The organism is Nonomuraea gerenzanensis (genome assembly GCF_020215645.1).
Lineage (GTDB): Bacteria > Actinomycetota > Actinomycetes > Streptosporangiales > Streptosporangiaceae > Nonomuraea > Nonomuraea gerenzanensis.
Genome location: NZ_CP084058.1, coordinates 10,605,323 through 10,624,087, shown reverse-complemented (window position 1 = coordinate 10,624,087; position 18,765 = coordinate 10,605,323). Strand labels below are relative to the sequence as shown.

The following is an 18,765-nucleotide window of genomic DNA, read 5'->3' as shown; positions in this document are numbered from 1 at the left end:
TCATGGGAGCGTGGCCGATCAGTTACTCACCGTCGATAGTCGTCATCTCTTTTCCGCGCTCGCCTCACAACACCCGGTCGACGAAGGACGCGGCCGCCGGCAGCAGCCTGGCGGCCTCCTGCTCGAAGTACGCCCTGGCCTTCTCGCCCGGCCAGCCGGCGGGCAGCAGCTCGGGCGGCAGCCCCGGGTCGCGGAACAGGAAGTTGCGCCAGCCGTGCACCAGCCGGCTGCGCGTGGCGAACACCTGGTCGGGTGGCGCCCCCTCGGGCAACGTGCTGATCAGCGTGACGGCCTCGGTGTGCCAGTGCTCGTACGCCTCGCCGATCGAGGCCAGGTCCCACGCCCTGGCGACCAGCTCGCGGGGGTCGCCCTCCAGCGCCGCGTCGAACCTGTCGGCCCGCACCCCCTCGCCTTCCAGCAGGTTGTCCAGCTCGATCGACGAGCGCGGGCCGATCCAGGTGGTCTCCGACAGCGACGCGTAGCCCAGGAACGTCAGATCCGCCCTCAGCCGCTCCCTGCGCGGGCGCTCCTTGACCGGCTCGAAGACGATCACGTGCCAGCGGCCGTGCCAGGTGATCGTCCCGGCTCGGTAAATTCTCAACGCGGCCTCATCCAGCCGCCTGACGCACTTGGGCGTCAGCCCGTAACCGGCCCCCTGAGGGAGTCTCAGCGGCTGCAACCAGCCCTGCCGGACCATGCGCGAAACCGCCGTGCGGACCGCTGGAGCGGCGATTTCCAGGGGTTTCATCAGCCGGACGAGCGCGGCGACGGACGCCTGGCCACCGCGCGAGCGCAGGTGGTCTCCGTAGAGATCGAACAGAGCGGCGCGAGCGTGCACGAAGTCCAGTTTGGACGTCATCGCACGCCTCGACAACGCATTCTGGGAGGAGATCGTTACCCATGAGGGCTCTCGATGCGGGAGAATAGGACATCACAGAAGACGTGAATGCGCCGACCACCCCCTCGGGAGGTCGGAAATCGCGGGCCGCGGGAGCCCAAGGCAGGAAGGGATGCACGCATGGCGGCGATGAAGCCGCGGACCGGCGATGGTCCGCTCGAGGTCACCAAGGAAGGGCGCGGCATTGTCATGCGGGTCCCCCTGGAGGGTGGCGGCCGGCTCGTCGTGGAGATCTCCGCCGACGAGGCAAAGGCGCTCGGCGAGGCGTTGAAGAACGTCGTCGGCTGAGCGCTCCCGAGACAGACACTTTGTTCCACGACCCTGGCGTAGACCGACGCCAGGGTCGCTGACGTTAGAGGTGAGATTCCCGTGCCGATTGAGACCACTGCGACGGTGGTCGCCGAGGTTCCCGACGACGCCGAGCTGCTGGCCGTTCCCTATGCCGCCGACCTGAGCCCGGGGGTCGAGCTGCCCCTGCCGGTGTCCGGCCTGCTGGCTCACTACGAGGCCAAGGGCGAGGCCGGCGAGATCGTCGAGGTTCCGGTGGCACGGGCCGGCGGCGTGGGCCGGGTCCTGCTGTACGGCGTGGGCGACGGCTCGCCCAAGGCTCTGCGCACCGCGGCCGCGGGGCTGACCAGGCGGGCCAGGGGCCGCGACACGCTGACCGTGGTGCCGCCCGACGCCGACCTCGCCCCGTTCGTGGAGGCGGCGCTGCTGGCGGCGTACACGTTCAGGATCGGCGGCGCGGGCAGGAAGCCCGTGCGGGAGCTGGTGTTCGCGGGTGCCGACGAGGAGCGGGTGCGGCGGGCGGAGACCGTGGCGCGGGCGGTGGCGCTCGCCCGCGACCTGGCCAACACGCCCTCCTCCGTCAAGAACCCCGCCTGGCTGGCCGAGCGGGCCGCGGAGAGCGGCCTGCCGGTCAAGGTGTGGGACGAGGAGGAGCTGCGGGCCGAGGGGTTCGGCGGCATCCTCGCCGTGGGCAGGGGCTCGGTGAGCCCGCCCCGGCTCATCCAGCTCTCCTACACGCCGGAGGGGCCGGCCGATCGGCACGTCGTGCTGGTGGGCAAGGGCATCACGTTCGACTCGGGCGGGCTGTCGCTCAAGCCGACGGCCAACATGAAGTTCCAGAAGACCGACATGGCGGGCGGGGCCGTCGTCATCGCCGTGCTCGGCGCGCTGGCCGCGCTGAAGGCGCCCGTACGCGTCACCGGCCTGATCGCGGCGGCCGAGAACATGCCCTCGGGCACCTCGCAGCGGCCCAGCGACGTGATCACCCACTACGGCGGGCGCACGGTCGAGGTGCTCAACACCGACGCGGAGGGCCGCCTCGTGCTGGCCGACGCGCTCGCCTACGCCGACGCCCGGCTCGACCCCGACGCGGTCGTGGACATCGCCACGCTCACCGGGGCGATCACGGTGGCGCTCGGGCGCAACGTCGGCGCCGTCTACTCCTCCGACGACCTGCTGGCCAAGCAGCTCGTGGAGGCGGGTCAGGCGGCGGACGACCGGCTGTGGCGGATGCCGCTGATCGAGGACTACACGCCCGCGCTGGAGTCGTCGGTCGCCGATCTGGCCAACGTGGAGACCGGCAACACGTTCGGGGCGGGCTCGATCACGGCGGCGCTGTTCCTGCGGGAGTTCGCGGGCGAGCGGCCGTGGGCGCACCTCGACATCGCCGGGGTCGGGCGCAGCACGGTCGACGAGGGCGTGCTGACCAAGGGCGCCACCGGTTTCGGCGTACGCCTGCTCCTGGAGTGGCTGGCCACCGGCTGAGTCAGGAGCCGATCTTGACGGCGGCCAGCAGGCCGTCGCCCAGCGGCATCAGCACCGAGCGCAGCCGCTCGTCCGACTGCACCAGCTTGCCCACCTCGCGCAGCGCCACCGTCTCCGGGTCGCGCTGCGCGGGGTCGGCCACGCGGTTGTGCCACAACATGTTGTCGAAGGCCACGACACCGCCCACGCGCAGCAGGCGCACCGCCTCGGCCAGGTAGTCGGCGTACTCGTGCTTGGAGCCGTCGGCGAAGACCATGTCGTAGCCGCCGTCGGACAGCCGGGGCAGCACGTCGAGCGCCCGGCCGGAGATCAGCCGCACCCGGCTGCCGGAGAAGCCGGCCTCCGTGAACGCCTGTCTGGCCAGCCGCTGGTGCTCGGGCTCGACGTCCACGCTCGTCAGCGTGCCGTCCGTACGCATGCCGCGCAGCAGCCACAGCCCCGAGACGCCGCAGCCCGTGCCGATCTCGACGACGGACTTGGCGTTGACGGCGGTCGCGAGGAAGCACAAGGCCGCCCCTGCGCCGGGAAGGACGGGCGTCGCACCCATCTCCAGCCCGCGCTGCCGCGCCGCGTGCAGGATCTCATCCTCGTGATGGAACTGCTCCGCATAGGCCAGAGTGGCCTCCACCGGATGGGTCATCGGCCTCCTCCCCCCACTTTCGTGCGATTGGTCCGCGAGATAGGCACCGATCGCAGCCTAGGGGAGACACGCCAGGACGGGAACTCAGGAGGGACCTAAGGCGTTGCAGGTTTAAACGGGCTTTGCCGGTCCGGAAGGCAGGCAGTGCGCACGAAGGGACGAAACCAGGCACTATGACGGTAGCGGTGGTCCCAGAGAGAGGAGTTCTGGTGGACGAAAGCGACCACCAGACCGATACTCCCGTGTCGTCTGATTGGACTCCTCCGACGTGGGAGGAGGTCGTGCGGACGCACTCCGCACGTGTGTATCGGCTGGCGTACCGGCTGACCGGCAATGTCCACGATGCCGAGGACCTCACACAGGAGGTCTTCGTCCGGGTTTTCAGGTCGCTGTCGAGCTACACCCCCGGCACGTTCGAGGGGTGGCTGCACCGGATCACGACCAACTTGTTCCTCGACATGGCGCGGCGCAAGCAGCGCATCAGGTTCGAGGGGCTCGCTGACGACGCGGCCGAGCGGCTGCGCGGCCGTGAGCCGTCTCCGGCGCAGGCGTTCGACGACGCCCACCTGGAGCCCGACATCCAGGCCGCCCTCGACGCGCTCGCCCCCGAGTTCCGGGCCGCGATCGTGCTGTGTGACATCGAGGGCCTGTCTTACGAGGAGATCGCGGCCACGCTCGGCGTCAAGCTGGGTACGGTCCGAAGCCGTATTCACCGTGGCCGGGCGCAGTTGCGGGAGGCTCTCGACCACAGAGCACCCCGTAATACTCAACTCCCCCCGACCGTGATCCGTGGGGAGGAAGTCTGATATGTCCCATCTTGGAGAGCGTGTTTCCGCGCTGGTCGATGGAGAGCTCAACCACACAGAGCGGGAGCGTGCGCTCGCGCATCTGACATTCTGCGCTGACTGCAGGCGCGAGGTGGAGTCGGTTCGGGCGCTGAAGTCGCGCCTGCGCTCGCTCGACACCCCGGCGATGCCGGCGGACCTGACGATGTCCCTGCTCCGGATGGCGGAGCCGGGCGGGCCGCTGCCGCCGAGGGAGCGCCCTTTCCCCAGCCGTACCTTCGGGGGAGTGCCCATCCCCGGGCCGCACACGATCGCTCCCCTCGACAACCGCCCGCGCCGGGACTCCTCCGGTGGAGCCTCGGGCCCTGGTCGCGGTGGTAGGAGGCGATCGGCGTACGTGGCGGTCGGGGTGGTCTCGGCGGCCGTGGCGATCGGCACCTTCTTCGCGACCACCGGCATCGGGCAGAACAATCCGGCCCCGCCGGTCGAACTCTTCCAGCAGCAAGCCCGTACTACGCCTACGAACGGCTCGTCGACCGCCACTCCTTGACCGGCTCATGCCGGGGGGCGAACGGTTGGCGTAGTCGGCGGCGCGTGGGGCATACGATCTGGGTTCGGGAATTGTCACAAGCAAGTCCTGACAAAACCTTTATAACCCTCGTATGCCGCAAGAGCGAGGATTGCGGTGGCCGAGCCAAGGAGTGGTGAGACTTAGATGACCGACGAGACGCGGTCCACCGAAGGACGCACACCGTCGGACTCCCCCGAGCCACAGGGGCGGCCGGATTTCCTACCCGCTGACGACAGGCCCGAACAGGACGGCAGGCGGCCCGAGCCGCCCGCCTCGTTCGGCACCACGTGGGGCGACCCGTCCGGGCGTGCCGAGGGCTATGGCTCGCCGCCTTACGAGTCCCGCTCGTACGAGTCGCCGTACGGCTCCCCGTACGGCCCGTCACAGGGCTCCTCACCGGGCTCTCCCCAGGGCTCTCCACAGGGCTCCTCGCAAGGCACATCGCCCGGTCCCGCATCCGGGGAGTCCTCGCCGCGCAACGGCTCCTACGGCGCGCCTGGTCCCGGCCAGGACAACCCCACGCAGACCGGCCCCCAGTACGGCACGCCCTCGTTCGGCCCGCCCGACGGCCGGCCCGCCTTCGGGGCGCCGGAGGCGGCGACGCGCTCGTACGACAGCGGCCCTTCCTTCGGCCCGCCTGACACGGGGACGCGCTCGTACGACAGCGGCCCTTCCTTCGGCCCGCCCGATGCGGCGGCCCGCTCGCACGACAGCGGCCCCTCCTTCGGCCCGCCCGAGGGCGGGGCGCGGCCCGACAACGGCACGCGCGTCTACGACAGCCCGTTCTTCGGCGCGCCGGACAGCGGCGCCCGCTCCTACGAAGGCCCGCCGTTCGGCGGCTCGCCGGGCTACGGCGGCCCGACCGGCGGCCCGACCGGCGGCCAGGCGGGCGGTCCCGCGCAGCCGCCGCCCCCGCGCCAGGCGCTCGGGATGGGCCCCGGCTGGGCGCCGCCGCCCCCCGGTGGCGCGGGTGCCGCCAAGCGGGGGCCGAGCACCGGTCTCCTGGTCGCCATGGCCGTGGTCATCGCCCTGGTGGCCTCCCTGTTCGGCAGCGTGGGCACGTACCTGCTGACCAGGCCCAGCAGCGGCAACGACCCCTCCTACAGCCTCGGCCCGCTCCCGACGGGAGCCACCAACCGCGAGCCCGACTCGGTCGCGGGCGTGGCCGCCCGGGTGCTGCCCAGCGTCGTCTCGCTGGAGGTCGGCAACGGCAGCAACACCGAGGGCGCGTCCGGCTCCGGCTTTCTGATCAAGAACGGCTACGTGGTCACGAACAACCACGTGGTCGCGCTGGCGGCCAACGGCGGCGAGATCCGGATCATGTTCAACAACCGCAAGACCACCACAGCCCGCATCATCGGCCGCGACCCCGGCTCGGACCTGGCGGTGGTCAAGCCGGAGGAGACGTTCGGCACGCCGGAGATCACCCTCGGCAACTCCGACCAGGTGGTGGTCGGCGACCCCGTCATCGCGATCGGCTCCCCGCTGGGCCTGACCGGCACGGTGACGACCGGCATCGTCAGCTCGCTCAACCGCCCGGTCATCGCCGGCGACGAGACGGGCACGAGCTCGGAGGAGCCGGCCTACATCAGCGCCATCCAGACCGACGCCGCCATCAACCCGGGCAACTCCGGCGGCCCGCTGGTGAACGGCAGGGGCGAGGTCGTGGGCGTGAACTCGGCCATCGCCACCCTGGGCCGTTCGATGAGCAGCCAGAGCGGCAGCATCGGCCTCGGCTTCGCCATCCCGGTCAACCAGACGCGGCGGGTGGCGGAAGAGCTGATCACGACCGGCAAGGCCAAGCGGCCCAAGATCGGCATCGTGCTGGACAAGGACTACAAGGGCCAGGGCGTCCGCATCGCCTCCGAGCCCGCCGGCGGCCAGCAGCCGGTCACCAAGGGCGGGCCCGCCGACCAGGCCGGGCTGCAGGCCGGTGACGTGATCCTGGAGATCGACGGGCTGGCGTTGCAGGACGGGAACGAGCTGATCGCCCTGATCCGCAGCAAGACGCCCGGCTCGAAGATCAACATCAAGTACCAGCGCGCCGGTCAGGAGCGCACCGCCACGCTCACCGTGGTCGCCGAGGACGAGCCCACCCCCTCGCCCTCCTGACCCTGCGTCCGGTTCCTCGCCCGCCGCGCCGCGGCGGGGCCCTCGGGTCCCGCGCGGCGCGGCTGCTTTTTCCGGGGTTCGCGGATGATATGACCCGGGGGAGACGACCGACCTACCCGATGGAGCCCTTAGTCTGTGGATAGGCCGGGGTTGTCCTCGGAGAGGTTTGACTGCGTAGGAGCTCACGGTGTTCGGACTCGGGTGGATGGAGATCGGAGCGCTGATCGTCATCGCGCTGCTCGTCTTCGGTCCGGAAAGGCTGCCGCAGGCCGCTGCGCAGGCGGGCAAGACCCTGCGCAACCTGCGCCGGATGGCCAACAACGCGCGTGACGACCTGCGGGCGGGCCTGGGCCCCGAGTTCCAGAACTTCGACCCGGCCGACCTCAACCCGCGTAACTTCGTCCGCAAGCACCTGCTGGACGACCTCGAGGACGACTGGAACGACAACGGCAAGCCGCGCGAGCTGGAGCCCGTCGCCGCGGCCCCGTATCCGCCTGAGCCCGTCGACGAGCTGAGTTACGGGGAGCTGCCGCCCTACGACTCCGAAGCCACCTGACGAAGCCGTACAGCGGGCCTGGAAAAGCCCCCTCCGGGTGCGGAGGGGGCTTTCGCGTGCCGGAAGCGCCGGAACTGCCGGAAGTGTGCCGGAAGGTCAGCGGCGCGGCGCCAGGCCGAGCTGGAGGCCCTTCAGGCTGGAGGAGCGCTTGCTCAGCCCGGCCGCGATGTTCCTGAGCTCCGCGGCGGCCGGCGAGTCGGGGTCGGTGAGGACCAGCGGCTTGCCCTCGTCGCCGCCCTCGCGCAGGCGCATGTCGATCGGCACCTGGCCGAGCAGCGGCACGCGCGCGCCGAGCGTGCGGGTCAGCGCGTCGGCCACCGTCTGGCCGCCGCCCTCGCCGAAGACGGCGATGCGCTCGTCGCAGTGCGGGCAGGGCAGCCAGGCCATGTTCTCGATGACGCCGGCGATCTGCTGGTGGGTCTGGGCGGCGATCGAGCCCGCCCGCTCGGCCACCTCGGCGGCGGCCATCTGCGGCGTGGTCACCACGAGGATCTCCGCGCCCGGCAGCCGCTGCGCCACCGAGATGGCGATGTCGCCCGTGCCCGGCGGCAGGTCGAGCAGCAGCACGTCGAGATCGCCCCAGTAGACGTCGGCCAGGAACTGGTGCAGCGCCCGGTCGAGCATGGGCCCGCGCCAGACCACCGGCGTGTTGCCCGGCGGCTTGAACATGCCCACCGAGATGACCTTGATGTCGTGCGCCACCGGCGGCATGATCATGTCCTCGACCTTGGTGGGGCGCTCGGCGGCGCCCAGCATGCGAGGGATGCTGTGACCGTAGATGTCGGCGTCGACGATGCCCACCTTCAGGCCACTGGCGGCCATGGCGGCGGCCAGGTTGACCGTGACGGAGGACTTGCCGACCCCGCCCTTGCCGCTGGCCACCGCGAAGACGCGGGTCAGCGAGCCCGGCTGGTTGAACGGGATCTCCTTCTCGGGCCCGCGGTCGCCACGGAGCTTCGTCTGCAGCGTCTTGCGCTGCTCGGCACTCATGACGTCGAGCTCGATCTGGACGCCCGTCACACCTTCCACCTTGGAGACGGCGGTGGTGACGTCGCGGCTGATGGTGTCTTTCATCGGACACCCGGCCACGGTGAGGTAGACGCCTACGCGCACCGCCCCGTCGGGAGCGATCTCGATGTTCTTGACCATGTCGAGGTCCGTGATAGGACGACGGATCTCGGGGTCGATGACGGTGGACAGTGCCGCCGTCACGAGTTCCTGGGTTGGTGCCATCGAAGTCTCGGCACGAGGGAGTGCCGTCCCTCCTTTGTCTATGTGTGTGACAGGCGCTGAGCGCCAGCGAGGATGCCCCTCCATGGTATGAACCAGAGCCCGCGCTGGGTTAATCCGCACTGTTAGATGTCTGTGCAACAACGTCTAAGGTTACTCCGTGACTCTTCTGCGCGACGAGAGCCTGACCGCCGAGGAACTGGCGGTCTGGCGCATGGTGCAGCGTGCGCAGGTGCGCGTCACGCGCCATCTGGAGAGCGAGCTGCTCGTCGCGCACGACCTGCCGCTGGCCTCGTACGAGGTGCTCATGCAGCTCGCCGAGGCCCCGCACCGGCGGCTGCGCATGAACGACCTGGCCGACCGCGTCCTGCTCTCGCGCAGCGGCCTGACCAGGCTCATCGACCGGCTCCAGCGCGACGGCCTGGCGGCGCGCGAGGCGTGCGCCGACGACGCCCGCGGCCTGTTCGCGGTGCTGACGGAGCGCGGCGCGGCCCGGCTGGCCGAGGCCACGCCGACCTACCTGCGCGGCATCAGGAGGCAGTTCCTCGACATGCTCGGCGCGGGGGAGCTGGCCCAGGTGCGCCGCCTGCTGACCAGACTGGAGGACGAGCTCAGCGCGCCGCGTCGCGCCCCGGCTCCCTGAGCTCCTCCAGCAGCCGGCCCAGCTCGGCACGCAGGTAGTCGCGGGTGGCCACCTCGTTCAGCGCCAGGCGCAGGCCCGCGATCTCGCGGGTCAGATACTCGATCTCGGCCTGGTTGCGCTCGGCGGCCTCGCGGTCCTGCTCGTACTGGATGCGGTCGCGGTCGTCCTGCCGGTTCTGGGCCAGCAGGATCAGCGGCGCGGCATAGCTGGCCTGCAGCGACAGCATCAGCGTCAGGAAGATGAACGGGTACGGGTCGAACTTCCACCCCTCCGGCACCGTCGCGTTCCAGACGACCCAGACCACGACGAACACGGTCATGTAGACCAGGAACCTGGCGGTGCCGAGGAACCGGGCGATCCGCTCCGACAGCCGGCCGAACGCCTCCGGGTCGTAGTGCGGGCGCAGCGTGCGGCGCAGGTCCCTGGGTTGGTCGAGACGGTCAGTCGTCACGGTCGTCGGCCCTCTCCCGCCAGTCCTCGGGCAGCATGTGGTCCAGCACGTCGTCCACCGTCACGGCGCCGACGAGGCGGCCCAGCTCGTCCACGACGGGGGCGGCGACGAGGTTGTAGTTGGCCAGGTAGTAGGTCACCTGCCGCAGCGTGAAGTCCGGCCTGATCGGGTCGATCGAGGGGTCGAGCACGCCGCCGAGCAGCGTGGACGGCGGCTCGCGCAGCAGCCGCTGGAAGTGCGTGACCCCCAGGTAGGCCCCCGTCGGCGTCTCGGTCGGCGGCCGGGTCACGTAGACCTGCGAGGCCACGGCGGGCGTCAGGTCCTGCTGCCTGATGTGCGCCAGCGCCTCGGCCACGGTGGCCGTGGGCGGCAGGATCACCGGCTCGCTGGTCATCACGCCGCCCGCGCTGGTCTCCGGGTAGGTCAGCAGCCGCCGCACCGGCGCCGCCTCCCCGGGCTCCATCAGTGCCAGCAGCTTCGCCGCCTGCTCCGCCGGCAGGTCGTGCAGCAGGTCGGCGGCGTCGTCGGGCCCCATCTCCTCCAGCACGTCGGCCGCCCGCTCGGGCTCCAGCGTGCCCAGGATGCCGATCTGGTCGTCGGGCGGCAGCTCCTCCAGCACGTCGGCCAGCCGGTCGTCGTGCAGCGCGCGGGCGATCTCGATGCGCCGCTTGGTCGGCAGGTCGTGCAGCGCGCTGGCCATGTCGGCGGCGCGCAGCGACTCGAACGCGGCGATCAGCCCGGCCGCCCCCTGGTCCTTCTGCAGCGTGTCGAACCCCGACACCTCCGCCCACGACACCGTGCGCGGCTCGCGCCGCCTGCCCTTGTAGACGGCGACCTTGGTGATCTCCCAGGCGGACGGCTTCAGCTCCTCCATGGCCACGTCGTAGACCGTCATGGGCTCGCCGCCGACGCTCACGGTGAGGTCGAGCATCTGGCCGATGACCAGCGTCTCGGTGCCTCGCTGCTCGAACCTGCGCATGTTCAGCCGCCCGGTGAAGACCACGGATCCCGCCTCGATGCGGCGTACCCGGGTGATGGGCAGGAACACCCGGCGGCGCGGCTGCACCTCCACCACGAGGCCGTGCACCCGGGGGCGCCCGCCGATGCGCAGCCCGACCACGACGTCTCTGACCCGGCCGATCTGGTCTCCCGCCGGGTCGAAGACCGGGGTCCCGGGGAGCCGGGCCACGAAGATCTTCACCTGGCCAGGCTAACAGTGCCCCGGCATTGCACCTTGGACGTCCGGCGTGTCAGTATCAAACCCGCTAAACGGTGATTACGTTACGGATGGTGTGCGATGAGGTATGCGGGGCTCGCGCTGGCGTTCGTCTCCTCGTGTTGTTTCGCGTTCTCCGGCCCGATGGCCAAGTACCTCATCGCCGCCGGGCTGGCGCCGATCGAGGCCGTCTGGACGCGGATGGCGGGCGCGGGGCTGCTGCTCCTGGCCGTGCTGGCCGTCGTCAGGCCGCGGGCGCTGCGCATCCCCGGGCCCAGGCTGCCGTTCTTCGCGCTGTACGCGGTCATGGCCGTGGCCGGGGTGCAGGCGCTGTACTTCGTGGCGATCACGCGGCTGCCGGTGGGGATCGCGTTGCTGCTGGAGTTCATGGCGCCGGTGATGGTGGTGGCCTGGGTGCGGGTCATCCGCAAGGTACGGCTCGCGCGCGCCGCGTACGTGGGCGCCGTCGTCGCGGTCCTCGGCCTCGGCATCGTCGTGGAGGCCTGGCAGGGCCTCCGCCTGGACGCGCTGGGCCTGCTGCTCGGGCTGCTGGCCGGAGCGTGTTGCGCCGGATATTTCCTGATGAACGATAGCTTCGGCGACGACGTCGATCCCCTCGGCCTGATCGCCTGGGGCATGGCGGGGGCGGCCGTGGTGCTGATCCCGTTCGCCCGGCCGTGGAACATCCCGTGGGACGCCTTCACGGTCACCGCCGCGCCGGAGGGCGGGCTGCGGCTGCCGGTGCTGGGGGCCTACCTGTGGATGGTGCTGATCGCCACCGTGATCGCGTACATCCTGGGGGTCAACGCGGTGCGGCGGCTGTCGGCCGCGGTGGGCGCCACCGTCGCGTCGCTGGAGGTCATCGGCGGCGCCATCGTCGCCTGGGCCCTGGTCGGCGAGACGCTCGGCGTCTTCCAGATCGTGGGCGGCCTGCTCGTGCTCTCGGGCGCGCTGCTCGCCCAGACCGCCACCTCCGGCGATCAGCCGCAGGCGGCGGAGCAGCCGGAGGCGGTCACCGCCGCGGGATGACCGCAGGAGGTCATCGCCGCGGGGCGACCGCAGGAGGTCATCGCTGCGGGACGAGGCGCCACACGGTGGACTCGCGGGCCCAGCGCTCGGGCAGGTGCTCGCTGTCGCGGGCGTTGAGCCGCTCCTTGGCCAGCACCGCCACGGCCTCGGGCGCCGCGGCCTGGTCGACGGCCGACACGGCGGCCTCGAACTCCACCAGCCTGGCCCCGTTGTCCTTGCTGCGCAGCGTCACGCGCACCCGGTCGAGCGCGTCGAGCCCGGGCAGGGCCTGCTCCTCGCCGCCCGTCACGAGGTAGATCGCGCCGTCGTGCCAGGCATGCCAGGCCAGGCGGGGACGGTCGAGGGTGAGCCAGAGGATGCCGGACTTCTTGGCGCCCTCCTCGATGGCGGTGGTGTTATCGCTCACGGATCCGACTGTAGCCCGCGAAGCACCGCCACCACGATCCTGTCATGAGGGGCATGCGGAAGATTGCTCGCAGCCCCGTCCGCTTGGGCCGCCGAGCGCTCGGCACCCCCGAGTGCCCGGCTGGGCCGAGCCGTACGGCTCCGTGTGCGAGGCACGACGGATCATTCGGTATCGATTTCCGCCTCGCCGGTGTAGGTCCGCGGCACGATGGCGCCCACTGACTCGATGAACCGGCGCTCCCTGCGGGCGAGCTCGGCCGCCCGCAGATCGATGAACCTTTCGTCGTCTCCTGCCGCCAGCAAGTCGAAGGCCATATCGGGTATGCCCAGATCACCGAGGCCCGAGGGCGAATGGCGCAGGTCATGCAGATACGAGCGCGCCGTGAGGCCCGGATTGACCTCCAGGACCAACCGGTTCGCGGGATTGGATCCATTGGGCAGGCCGGTCTTGTTGGAGATTCTCCGGAACGCCGCAGAGTCCAGGCGCCGGATGGCTTCGACAGCCGAGTACTGCCTTCCTCCGGGAGTTGTTCTCAGCGGAAATTCCGTGAGTTCCCACAGAAGGTAGGCCCGGACGCGTGCACTGCGTAGGTCGAACCTGTCGGGGTAAGGGCGAGCCCGCTGATCGGCGAAGTCGAACATGCCCTGAGTCCCGGCGAACTCGGGCAGGCTCTTCTCCCCGTCGGCGAACGCCCGCATGTCCTGGATGGACTGCCTGCTGGTGGTCGAGTTCACACTGGCGAAGCGTCCGGACCATGCTGTGATCCAGAACCATCGGGTCAGCACCTCGACCTGTTCAGCGGAGGGCTCAGGACGGAGATGGAAGAACAGTGTGAGCAGCATGAGCTGGTTGTTGTAGGGGATGAGCCGGGCGAGCGGGACCCCGAGGTCGTCGCGGAGGAAGGCGACCGCTCTGGACAGGGCGACGTCCGTGTCCTGAACCGCTTGGGAGACCTTCCCCTCCATCCGCCTGGCGAGGACGTCCCATCGGGCACCGGTCACCTCCTCTTCGCCGGCCACGGCGAGCAGGGCACGGAATCCGGTCGTGGAGTTGATCTCCCCGAACCCTTCGGCCGCGACCCGGTCGAGGATGGCCGCGATGCTGTTCGCGAGGCTTTCCTCGCCGCTGCCTTTGTAGGTGAGGGCGGACACCATCTGGTCAGGGCTCATCGACTGGCCCTTGCTGTTCACCCGGGAGAAGACCTCGACGGCCTGGGCGAGATTACCGCCGAGGAGAGTCACGACCGAGACCTTGTACGACTTGATTCGTTGCGCGACCTGCTCCGCCTCCTCGATCAGTTCGTCATAGAAAGGATCGTCGCCCATGGTCTTGGCCAGGTTGCGGGCGTAGGCGAGAAAGTCCAGGGTTCTGAGCACCGAGCGTATCGGGAGATAGTGTGCCGGCGGTGTGCTCGGATGTTTCCAATGCACATAACGATTGGCGCGGGAGTCACGCTGGCCCAGCGCCCGGTAAATGTGCCAGATCCAGTCCGTGGAATCACTGGGATCGGAGGCGGCGGGACGATAGAGGCTGGCGTACAGAGTGGACAGGCGCTGGTGCCCGTCGAGGATGTAGGTCGCACTCTGGCCGGGCGGCACGTCCGGTATCGCGAGGCCGCCGACGTGCTCCAGGCTTTCGAGCGCTGCGGGAGTTTCCCAGAGCAGCATGCTGCCAATGGGATAACCTCGCTCGATGCTGTCGAACAGGTCCAGCATCTGATCGGGGCGCCAGACGAAAGGGCGCTGGAACTTCGGAACCCGAAGCTGACCCTTGCGGACGTTCTCCAGGAAGGTCTCCAGGAGGTTGACATCCGGGCGCACTCCTATCTCATTGGCGGACCCCGCGTACTCCTCGGGGCCGTTCAGCCCTTGTTCGTCTTGCCTGTCAGCCATGCCTGAGTTCCTAGATGATCTCTCGTACCAGTGCGAGCAGCGTCTTCAGTTCTTCGGCCACCGTGGGGCCGAGCGCGGCGAAATCGGTTTCCTTCACGTTGCCCGCCTCTGCCTCCCGATGGAGGACCAAGGTGAGGCCATGCCCGAAGCCGTGCCGCAGTCCGACCCTAACGCTTTCGGCCAGATCGCCGTAGAGGTCCTGCTGCGCGGCAGGGACGGCCGCACAGAATTTCTTGCGATCCCAGAACCCGTTTTTGATGTCGAAGTGGGCTCGCTGTGGCGGCGTGAGCGTTTTCAAATGACGAATTTTTTCCGTCAGTCTTTCCGGGTGTTCGATGATCGCGGCTAAAATACGGTTGGGGACGTAGTTCTCCGCCTCGCGGAAGTCCAGGATGTGGCCGGATATCCCGAGTGCCCGCAGTTCGGTCACCGCCGCCTCGTGCTTGGAGCGCTCGCCGGGTATCAGCCGATCACTGTCCAGGAGAAAAGCCACGCGCTTGACCTGCCTGAAGGCTGCTTCCTCGTGTCTGACGACCTTGGGCACCTCGCCGCTGCCGCCGCCCTGGACGAACTCGAGCCATCCCTTCTCGCAGGCCTCCACGATGTCCTTGGCGCCGAAGACGTGGGCGAGGGCGAGAACGAACGCCCGGTCGCCCTCCTGGTTCTCCACGACGAACCGCGCCGATCGACCCAGATCCCACACATGGTCGGACAAGCTCTCGCGGCCTATGGACACCAGGCGGGAACGTGGCGCCGCCGTGCCCGTCCATGCCTGGCTGACCAGGCCCTTGCTCGCGAGCAAACCGTAGGTCTGGGCCATCTTCGGCGCGTGATCCCGGAAGTAGTCATCGACCCCCCCGAGCTGGCCCGGATCCACCACCCAATCGTGGCGGCTCTCGACGAAGTACTGCATGAGCGTGACGATCAGGCCGAAGCCCTCGGTGGTGAACGCCTCGCTCGTCAGCTCAACTCTCATGGCGCTCGCGGGCGAACTGGGCCTCCGCCAGCTTCTTGGTCTCCTCGAAATCCTCCGAGAAGACACCACTGGGCCAGTAGTCGAGATTGCCGAGATCATCGATGTTGATGCGCCGCACCTGGGATGACCCCGCGCTGTGATCCACGAAGTGGATGGCCACGTCGTCCGACGATATCCGTCCTTCGGCGATGCGGCGGCGGAGCCGCAGCAACATGGTCTCGCTGTGGGTCTCGATCAGGAAGCGGCCCCTGCCGCGCTTCGCCCCCCCGATGAACAGGTCCGCCAGCAGTGCGTGAAAGGCCGGATGAAGGTGGAGTTCGGGTTCTTCGATCACATGCAGTAACCGTCGGTAAGGAGGCGTGGCGTTCCTGTCGGCCGCCAGTTGCACGAGCAGGGGCAGAACCTGTGCGACACCGGTGCCTGAATCGAGCAGATTGACGCTGAGGGCGGGATCGGCCACCGACCGGAGGTTGACCGAGTACATCGGCCCCTGCGCCTCGATCTCAAGCCGCCAACCGGCGAGACTGTCCCCGAGGAGCTCGTTGACGCATCCCAGCAAGGTCCGATCCCCGCGGACGTGATCGTTGACCAGCATGCCCGTGGCATTCTCGCCGGCAGCGCCGACCTCTGCCGCCATCCGCGACGGCAAGCGCGTGAGCCTGGCCGGACGTTGCCTGTAGGCGCTCAGATAGCGAGTGCTCTCGATGTCTTGCCTGATGCTGAAGCGGAGCGATTGGAGCCAGTCGCGCCCGCCATCGGGGAGATCGGGGTGGTCGGCTCTGAGGGGGAGCAGCCCGCGGAAGGTGACATGCGTCTCGACTGAGGGGCCGTCGTTCACGGTCATCGAGTACGTCGCGACGTCGGCCCCGAGCCACTCCAGATTCACCCGTCTGCCCCGAAAGTCGATCTCCAGTTCACTGACGAACTGAGTCCGCCGCTCGGCGATGTTCTGGATCGTCGCCTTCACTCGTACCTCATGACGGAGGTCTCCCGCTGCGAACTCCAGTCTCAGTGCGCGATGCACATTCCGGCCGTAGACGAGGTCGAGGAAATCGGGCGGGTCGTCGCCGAGAGCGTCGACATCGAGCGGAAGGGTGGAACCCGTGCGAATCCCGGTCTCCAGCAGGAGCGGCAGCCGCGTGAGTGCGCTCTTACCGGAGTTGTTCTTGCCGAGCACCACGGTGATGGGACGAAGCTCGATTTCCTGCCGCTCCTTGAAGCAACGATAGTTGTCAACCGCCATGCGCAGCAGGACCATGGCGCAACTCTAGCTGGGTCCCGACTGGTGCCGTCGGGTTTCGGAAAGCGCCATTGCCTGGTCCAGTAGCGTGTCCGCATGCGCTCACGACGTTCAGTGCTGGCCGTGCCCGGCAGCAACCCCCGGTTCCTGGAGAAGGCCCAGACCCTGCCCGTGGACGAGGTCTTCCTCGACCTGGAGGACTCCGTCGCGCCGCTGGCCAAGCAGGAGGCGCGGGCCAACATCGTGACCGCCCTGCGCGAGGGCGACTGGACGGGCAAGACCCGCGTGGTCAGGGTGAACGACCTGACGACGCAGTGGACGTACCGCGACGTGATCGAGATCGTCGAGGGGGCGGGAGCGTTCCTCGACTGCCTCATGCTGCCCAAGGTGCAGGACCCGACCGAGGTGGTCTGGCTCGACACGCTGCTCACGCAGATCGAGAAGACCATGGGGTACGAGGTGGGCCGCATCGGCATCGAGGCGCAGATCGAGAACGCCCGCGGCCTGGTGAACGCCGACGCCATCGCCGGGTCGTCGAAGCGGCTGGAGACGCTCGTGTTCGGCCCCGCCGACTTCATGGCCTCCATCAACATGCGCACGCTGGTCGTCGGCGAGCAGCCGCCCGGCTACGTCGAGGGCGACGCCTACCACTACATCCTCATGCGGCTGCTCATGGCGGCCAGGATGCACGACCTCCAGGTGATCGACGGGCCCTACCTGCAGATCAAGGACGTCGAGGGCTTCACGAGGGTCGCGCGGCGGGCGGCGGCGCTGGGGTTCGACGGCAAGTGGGTGCTGCATCCGGCGCAGGTGGACGCCGCCAACGAGGTGTTCTCGCCGGCGCAGGAGGACTATGACCACGCCGAGCTCATCCTGGAGGCGTACGAGCACTACACCACCGTCGAGAAGCGCGGCGCGGTCATGCTGGGCGACGAGATGATCGACGAGGCCTCCAGGAAGATGGCGCTCGTCGTGGCCGCCAAGGGACGGGCGGCCGGGCTGAGCAGGACGAAGAGCTTCACACCTTGAAGCCGACGGCGGTGAAGAACCAGAACGACGAGGTCAGCCAGAGCCCGACGAGCGCCGTGAACGCCAGCCCGCCGAGCACGGGCAGCGTCCAGCCCGGCGTGTCGCGCTTGGGCAGGGCCAGCATCTTCGCGGTGAACACGCCGTAGAAGAAGCAGCCGAGCAACGAGTGCGCGAGCACGCGCGGGACGTCGTACTGCAGGCCGAGGGCGTACAGGCAGTGGAAGGCGACCGGGATCGTGAGCACGAACGCCAGCCGGCCCGACCAGCGGTGCACGGCGGGCGGGATGTCGATCCCGAGCTTGCCCCACATCGACAGGGCCGAGACCACCTGCACGAACGCCAGCACGAACGCGCCGGTGGTCAGCCAGACCTTCATCGGCAGCGCCGCGGAGAAGCCCGCCACGCCGACGGCGAACCCCGTCGGCGTGTGCGCCCGGCCGTACACGCCGAGCGCGAGCACCACGAGCCCGCCGACGAGCAGCGGCACCAGTAACGAGGTCACGCTGGGGGAGCGGTGCTGCTGGTGGGTGGCGGTCATTGCATCTCCTCGATGAAGCCGTCGACGTCCTCGGGGTTGACGGTGGTGCCGTCCACGGTCACGGGGGCGGTGGGCTGCTCGCTGTTCAGCTGCGGGATGTCGAGCTGCTCCTCTCCGGCGAAGGCGGCGCCGACCTGGTAGTAGCCGCCGTTCGGGTTCTTGATCACGATCCAGCCGGCGCGCAGCCTGGCGCCCCTGACCATGGCGGTGGCGCGGTACAGGCCGGACGGCTTGACCACGGTGGGCGCCGTGAAGTCCCACCTCTTGCCGCCGACGGAGACCCAGCCCTCGGCCCGGCCGCCGCCCAGCTCGGCCGTCACCTTGGAACCGGCGTTCGCCACGCCCTTGAGCTGGAGCCGGCCGTCGGACTCCGAGCCCTTGAACCAGGCCTCGGTCCTGCCGTCGCAGAAGTAGCCGACGGCCTTGCCGTTCCTGATCGAGATGGCGATGAGGGCGCCGTTGCCCTTCACCCGGCCGCCGTAGTCGGCCTTGGCGATCTTCTTGGGCGCCGTCTGAGAGGGGGAGGGTGATGCGGCCGCGGTGTTCTCCTCCACAGGTGGTGCTTCCGCAGCGGTGTTGGCGGCCGTTTCCTCGGCCGCCGGCGTCGCGATGGTGCTGGCGACACCGAGCCCCAGGGCGAGCACTGCTCCCGCCGCGAGGGTGATGACAGGTCCCAGCCTTGACATGGACTGCTCCCAGGGTCGAATTGCCTACGACCACGAGCATCCGCCTAAAACGGTGGACCGTCTGTGAACTAATGCGCATCAAGCGGACAGAATG

The 18,765-nt window shown here is 69.3% G+C and carries 20 protein-coding genes and 2 pseudogenes; 10 read left to right on the top strand and 12 right to left on the bottom strand.

The genetic code is table 11. The features are described from left to right. Positions 1–64: 64 nt before the first annotated feature. Entirely contained in the window at positions 65–601 is a 537-nt protein-coding gene (locus LCN96_RS49445; protein ID WP_225276229.1) for a PaaX family transcriptional regulator, read from the bottom strand. A 42-nt stretch (positions 602–643) separates the two neighbouring features. Continuing rightward, a pseudogene (locus tag LCN96_RS49440) lies at positions 644–859 on the bottom strand (PaaX family transcriptional regulator C-terminal domain-containing protein); the annotation flags it as partial. Between the two features lie 159 nt (positions 860–1,018). Here LCN96_RS49440 and LCN96_RS49435 point away from each other — a divergent pair. Together LCN96_RS49435 and LCN96_RS49430 are read left to right on the top strand one after the other, a co-directional pair. Next, complete coding sequence (locus tag LCN96_RS49435; protein ID WP_020545024.1) at positions 1,019–1,186, top strand: DUF3117 domain-containing protein; 168 nt, start codon at positions 1,019–1,021, stop codon at positions 1,184–1,186. Between the two features lie 81 nt (positions 1,187–1,267). Beyond that, a complete protein-coding gene (locus tag LCN96_RS49430) occupies positions 1,268–2,671 on the top strand; it encodes a leucyl aminopeptidase (protein WP_225269323.1) in 1,404 nt (467 codons plus the stop codon). Position 2,672: 1 nt separating this feature from the next. Here LCN96_RS49430 and LCN96_RS49425 read toward each other — a convergent pair whose 3' ends face one another. Then, positions 2,673–3,311: an O-methyltransferase gene (locus LCN96_RS49425; protein ID WP_225269322.1), complete on the bottom strand. Its 639-nt coding sequence runs from the start codon at positions 3,309–3,311 to the stop codon at positions 2,673–2,675. A 173-nt stretch (positions 3,312–3,484) separates the two neighbouring features. Between LCN96_RS49425 and sigE the strand changes: the two genes are divergently transcribed. The 5 genes and pseudogenes from sigE to LCN96_RS49400 all read left to right on the top strand — a co-directional run bounded on the left by sigE (position 3,485) and on the right by LCN96_RS49400 (position 7,335). Then, positions 3,485–4,117, top strand: coding sequence for an RNA polymerase sigma factor SigE (sigE, locus tag LCN96_RS49420; RefSeq protein ID WP_225269321.1), 633 nt, complete (start codon positions 3,485–3,487; stop codon positions 4,115–4,117). Between the two features lies 1 nt (position 4,118). Beyond that, positions 4,119–4,211, top strand: a pseudogene (locus tag LCN96_RS49415) (zf-HC2 domain-containing protein); the annotation flags it as partial. A gap of 18 nt (positions 4,212–4,229) precedes the next feature. After that, positions 4,230–4,646, top strand: coding sequence for an anti-sigma factor (locus LCN96_RS49410; RefSeq protein ID WP_225276291.1), 417 nt, complete (start codon positions 4,230–4,232; stop codon positions 4,644–4,646). Positions 4,647–4,811: 165 nt separating this feature from the next. Beyond that, entirely contained in the window at positions 4,812–6,779 is a 1,968-nt protein-coding gene (locus LCN96_RS49405; protein WP_225269320.1) for a trypsin-like peptidase domain-containing protein, read from the top strand. A 187-nt stretch (positions 6,780–6,966) separates the two neighbouring features. Beyond that, complete coding sequence (locus LCN96_RS49400) at positions 6,967–7,335, top strand: sec-independent translocase (RefSeq protein ID WP_225269319.1); 369 nt, start codon at positions 6,967–6,969, stop codon at positions 7,333–7,335. A gap of 96 nt (positions 7,336–7,431) precedes the next feature. On the opposite strand, the gene LCN96_RS49395 is transcribed toward LCN96_RS49400, so the two are convergent. Next, positions 7,432–8,568: an Mrp/NBP35 family ATP-binding protein gene (locus tag LCN96_RS49395; RefSeq protein WP_225269318.1), complete on the bottom strand. Its 1,137-nt coding sequence runs from the start codon at positions 8,566–8,568 to the stop codon at positions 7,432–7,434. Between the two features lie 157 nt (positions 8,569–8,725). On the opposite strand from LCN96_RS49395, the gene LCN96_RS49390 reads away from it, so the two are divergent. Continuing rightward, positions 8,726–9,208: a MarR family winged helix-turn-helix transcriptional regulator gene (locus LCN96_RS49390; RefSeq protein WP_225269317.1), complete on the top strand. Its 483-nt coding sequence runs from the start codon at positions 8,726–8,728 to the stop codon at positions 9,206–9,208. Here LCN96_RS49390 and LCN96_RS49385 read toward each other — a convergent pair. Further along, complete coding sequence (locus tag LCN96_RS49385) at positions 9,177–9,659, bottom strand: DUF1003 domain-containing protein (protein WP_225269316.1); 483 nt, start codon at positions 9,657–9,659, stop codon at positions 9,177–9,179. The genes LCN96_RS49390 and LCN96_RS49385 overlap by 32 nt on opposite strands. Beyond that, positions 9,649–10,860 carry a magnesium transporter MgtE N-terminal domain-containing protein gene (locus LCN96_RS49380; RefSeq protein ID WP_225269315.1) on the bottom strand — a complete coding sequence of 404 codons (1,212 nt, stop codon included), beginning with the start codon at positions 10,858–10,860 and terminating at the stop codon, positions 9,649–9,651. Before LCN96_RS49380 ends, LCN96_RS49385 begins: the two co-directional genes overlap by 11 nt. A 96-nt stretch (positions 10,861–10,956) precedes the next feature. Between LCN96_RS49380 and LCN96_RS49375 the strand changes: the two genes are divergently transcribed. Beyond that, on the top strand, positions 10,957–11,904 hold the full coding sequence (locus LCN96_RS49375; protein WP_225269314.1) for an EamA family transporter: 948 nt from the start codon (positions 10,957–10,959) through the stop codon (positions 11,902–11,904). Positions 11,905–11,941: 37 nt separating this feature from the next. Here LCN96_RS49375 and LCN96_RS49370 read toward each other — a convergent pair whose 3' ends face one another. The 4 genes from LCN96_RS49370 to LCN96_RS49355 form a co-directional block, all read right to left on the bottom strand. Further along, complete coding sequence (locus tag LCN96_RS49370) at positions 11,942–12,310, bottom strand: hypothetical protein (protein ID WP_225269313.1); 369 nt, start codon at positions 12,308–12,310, stop codon at positions 11,942–11,944. A gap of 161 nt (positions 12,311–12,471) precedes the next feature. Then, positions 12,472–14,202: a DUF262 domain-containing protein gene (locus tag LCN96_RS49365; protein ID WP_225269312.1), complete on the bottom strand. Its 1,731-nt coding sequence runs from the start codon at positions 14,200–14,202 to the stop codon at positions 12,472–12,474. A 10-nt stretch (positions 14,203–14,212) separates the two neighbouring features. Continuing rightward, a complete protein-coding gene (locus LCN96_RS49360; protein ID WP_225269311.1) occupies positions 14,213–15,178 on the bottom strand; it encodes a hypothetical protein in 966 nt (321 codons plus the stop codon). Then, entirely contained in the window at positions 15,168–16,436 is a 1,269-nt protein-coding gene (locus tag LCN96_RS49355; RefSeq protein ID WP_225269310.1) for a DUF3696 domain-containing protein, read from the bottom strand. Before LCN96_RS49355 ends, LCN96_RS49360 begins: the two co-directional genes overlap by 11 nt. Before the next feature lie 78 nt (positions 16,437–16,514). Between LCN96_RS49355 and LCN96_RS49350 the strand changes: the two genes are divergently transcribed. After that, positions 16,515–17,447, top strand: coding sequence for an HpcH/HpaI aldolase/citrate lyase family protein (locus LCN96_RS49350; protein WP_225269309.1), 933 nt, complete (start codon positions 16,515–16,517; stop codon positions 17,445–17,447). Here the strand turns inward: LCN96_RS49350 and LCN96_RS49345 are convergent. Then, complete coding sequence (locus LCN96_RS49345) at positions 17,437–17,985, bottom strand: DUF6529 family protein (protein ID WP_225269308.1); 549 nt, start codon at positions 17,983–17,985, stop codon at positions 17,437–17,439. The genes LCN96_RS49350 and LCN96_RS49345 overlap by 11 nt on opposite strands. After that, entirely contained in the window at positions 17,982–18,671 is a 690-nt protein-coding gene (locus tag LCN96_RS49340; RefSeq protein WP_225269307.1) for a hypothetical protein, read from the bottom strand. The genes LCN96_RS49345 and LCN96_RS49340 overlap by 4 nt, the downstream gene beginning before the upstream one ends. Between the last annotated feature and the right edge of the window lie 94 nt (positions 18,672–18,765).

Bases quoted from the DNA above. Each gene is read 5' to 3' on its own strand.
- LCN96_RS49365 (WP_225269312.1), bottom strand. From the start codon at position 14,202: ATGGCTGACAGGCAAGACGAACAAGGGCTGAACGGCCCCGAGGAGTAC.
- LCN96_RS49405 (WP_225269320.1), top strand. From the start codon at position 4,812: ATGACCGACGAGACGCGGTCCACCGAAGGACGCACACCGTCGGACTCC.
- sigE (WP_225269321.1), top strand. From the start codon at position 3,485: ATGACGGTAGCGGTGGTCCCAGAGAGAGGAGTTCTGGTGGACGAAAGC.
- LCN96_RS49345 (WP_225269308.1), bottom strand. From the start codon at position 17,985: ATGACCGCCACCCACCAGCAGCACCGCTCCCCCAGCGTGACCTCGTTA.
- LCN96_RS49425 (WP_225269322.1), bottom strand. From the start codon at position 3,311: ATGACCCATCCGGTGGAGGCCACTCTGGCCTATGCGGAGCAGTTCCAT.
- LCN96_RS49355 (WP_225269310.1), bottom strand. From the start codon at position 16,436: ATGGTCCTGCTGCGCATGGCGGTTGACAACTATCGTTGCTTCAAGGAG.
- LCN96_RS49340 (WP_225269307.1), bottom strand. From the start codon at position 18,671: ATGTCAAGGCTGGGACCTGTCATCACCCTCGCGGCGGGAGCAGTGCTC.
- LCN96_RS49435 (WP_020545024.1), top strand. From the start codon at position 1,019: ATGGCGGCGATGAAGCCGCGGACCGGCGATGGTCCGCTCGAGGTCACC.
- LCN96_RS49360 (WP_225269311.1), bottom strand. From the start codon at position 15,178: ATGAGAGTTGAGCTGACGAGCGAGGCGTTCACCACCGAGGGCTTCGGC.
- LCN96_RS49350 (WP_225269309.1), top strand. From the start codon at position 16,515: ATGCGCTCACGACGTTCAGTGCTGGCCGTGCCCGGCAGCAACCCCCGG.
- LCN96_RS49395 (WP_225269318.1), bottom strand. From the start codon at position 8,568: ATGGCACCAACCCAGGAACTCGTGACGGCGGCACTGTCCACCGTCATC.
- LCN96_RS49375 (WP_225269314.1), top strand. From the start codon at position 10,957: ATGAGGTATGCGGGGCTCGCGCTGGCGTTCGTCTCCTCGTGTTGTTTC.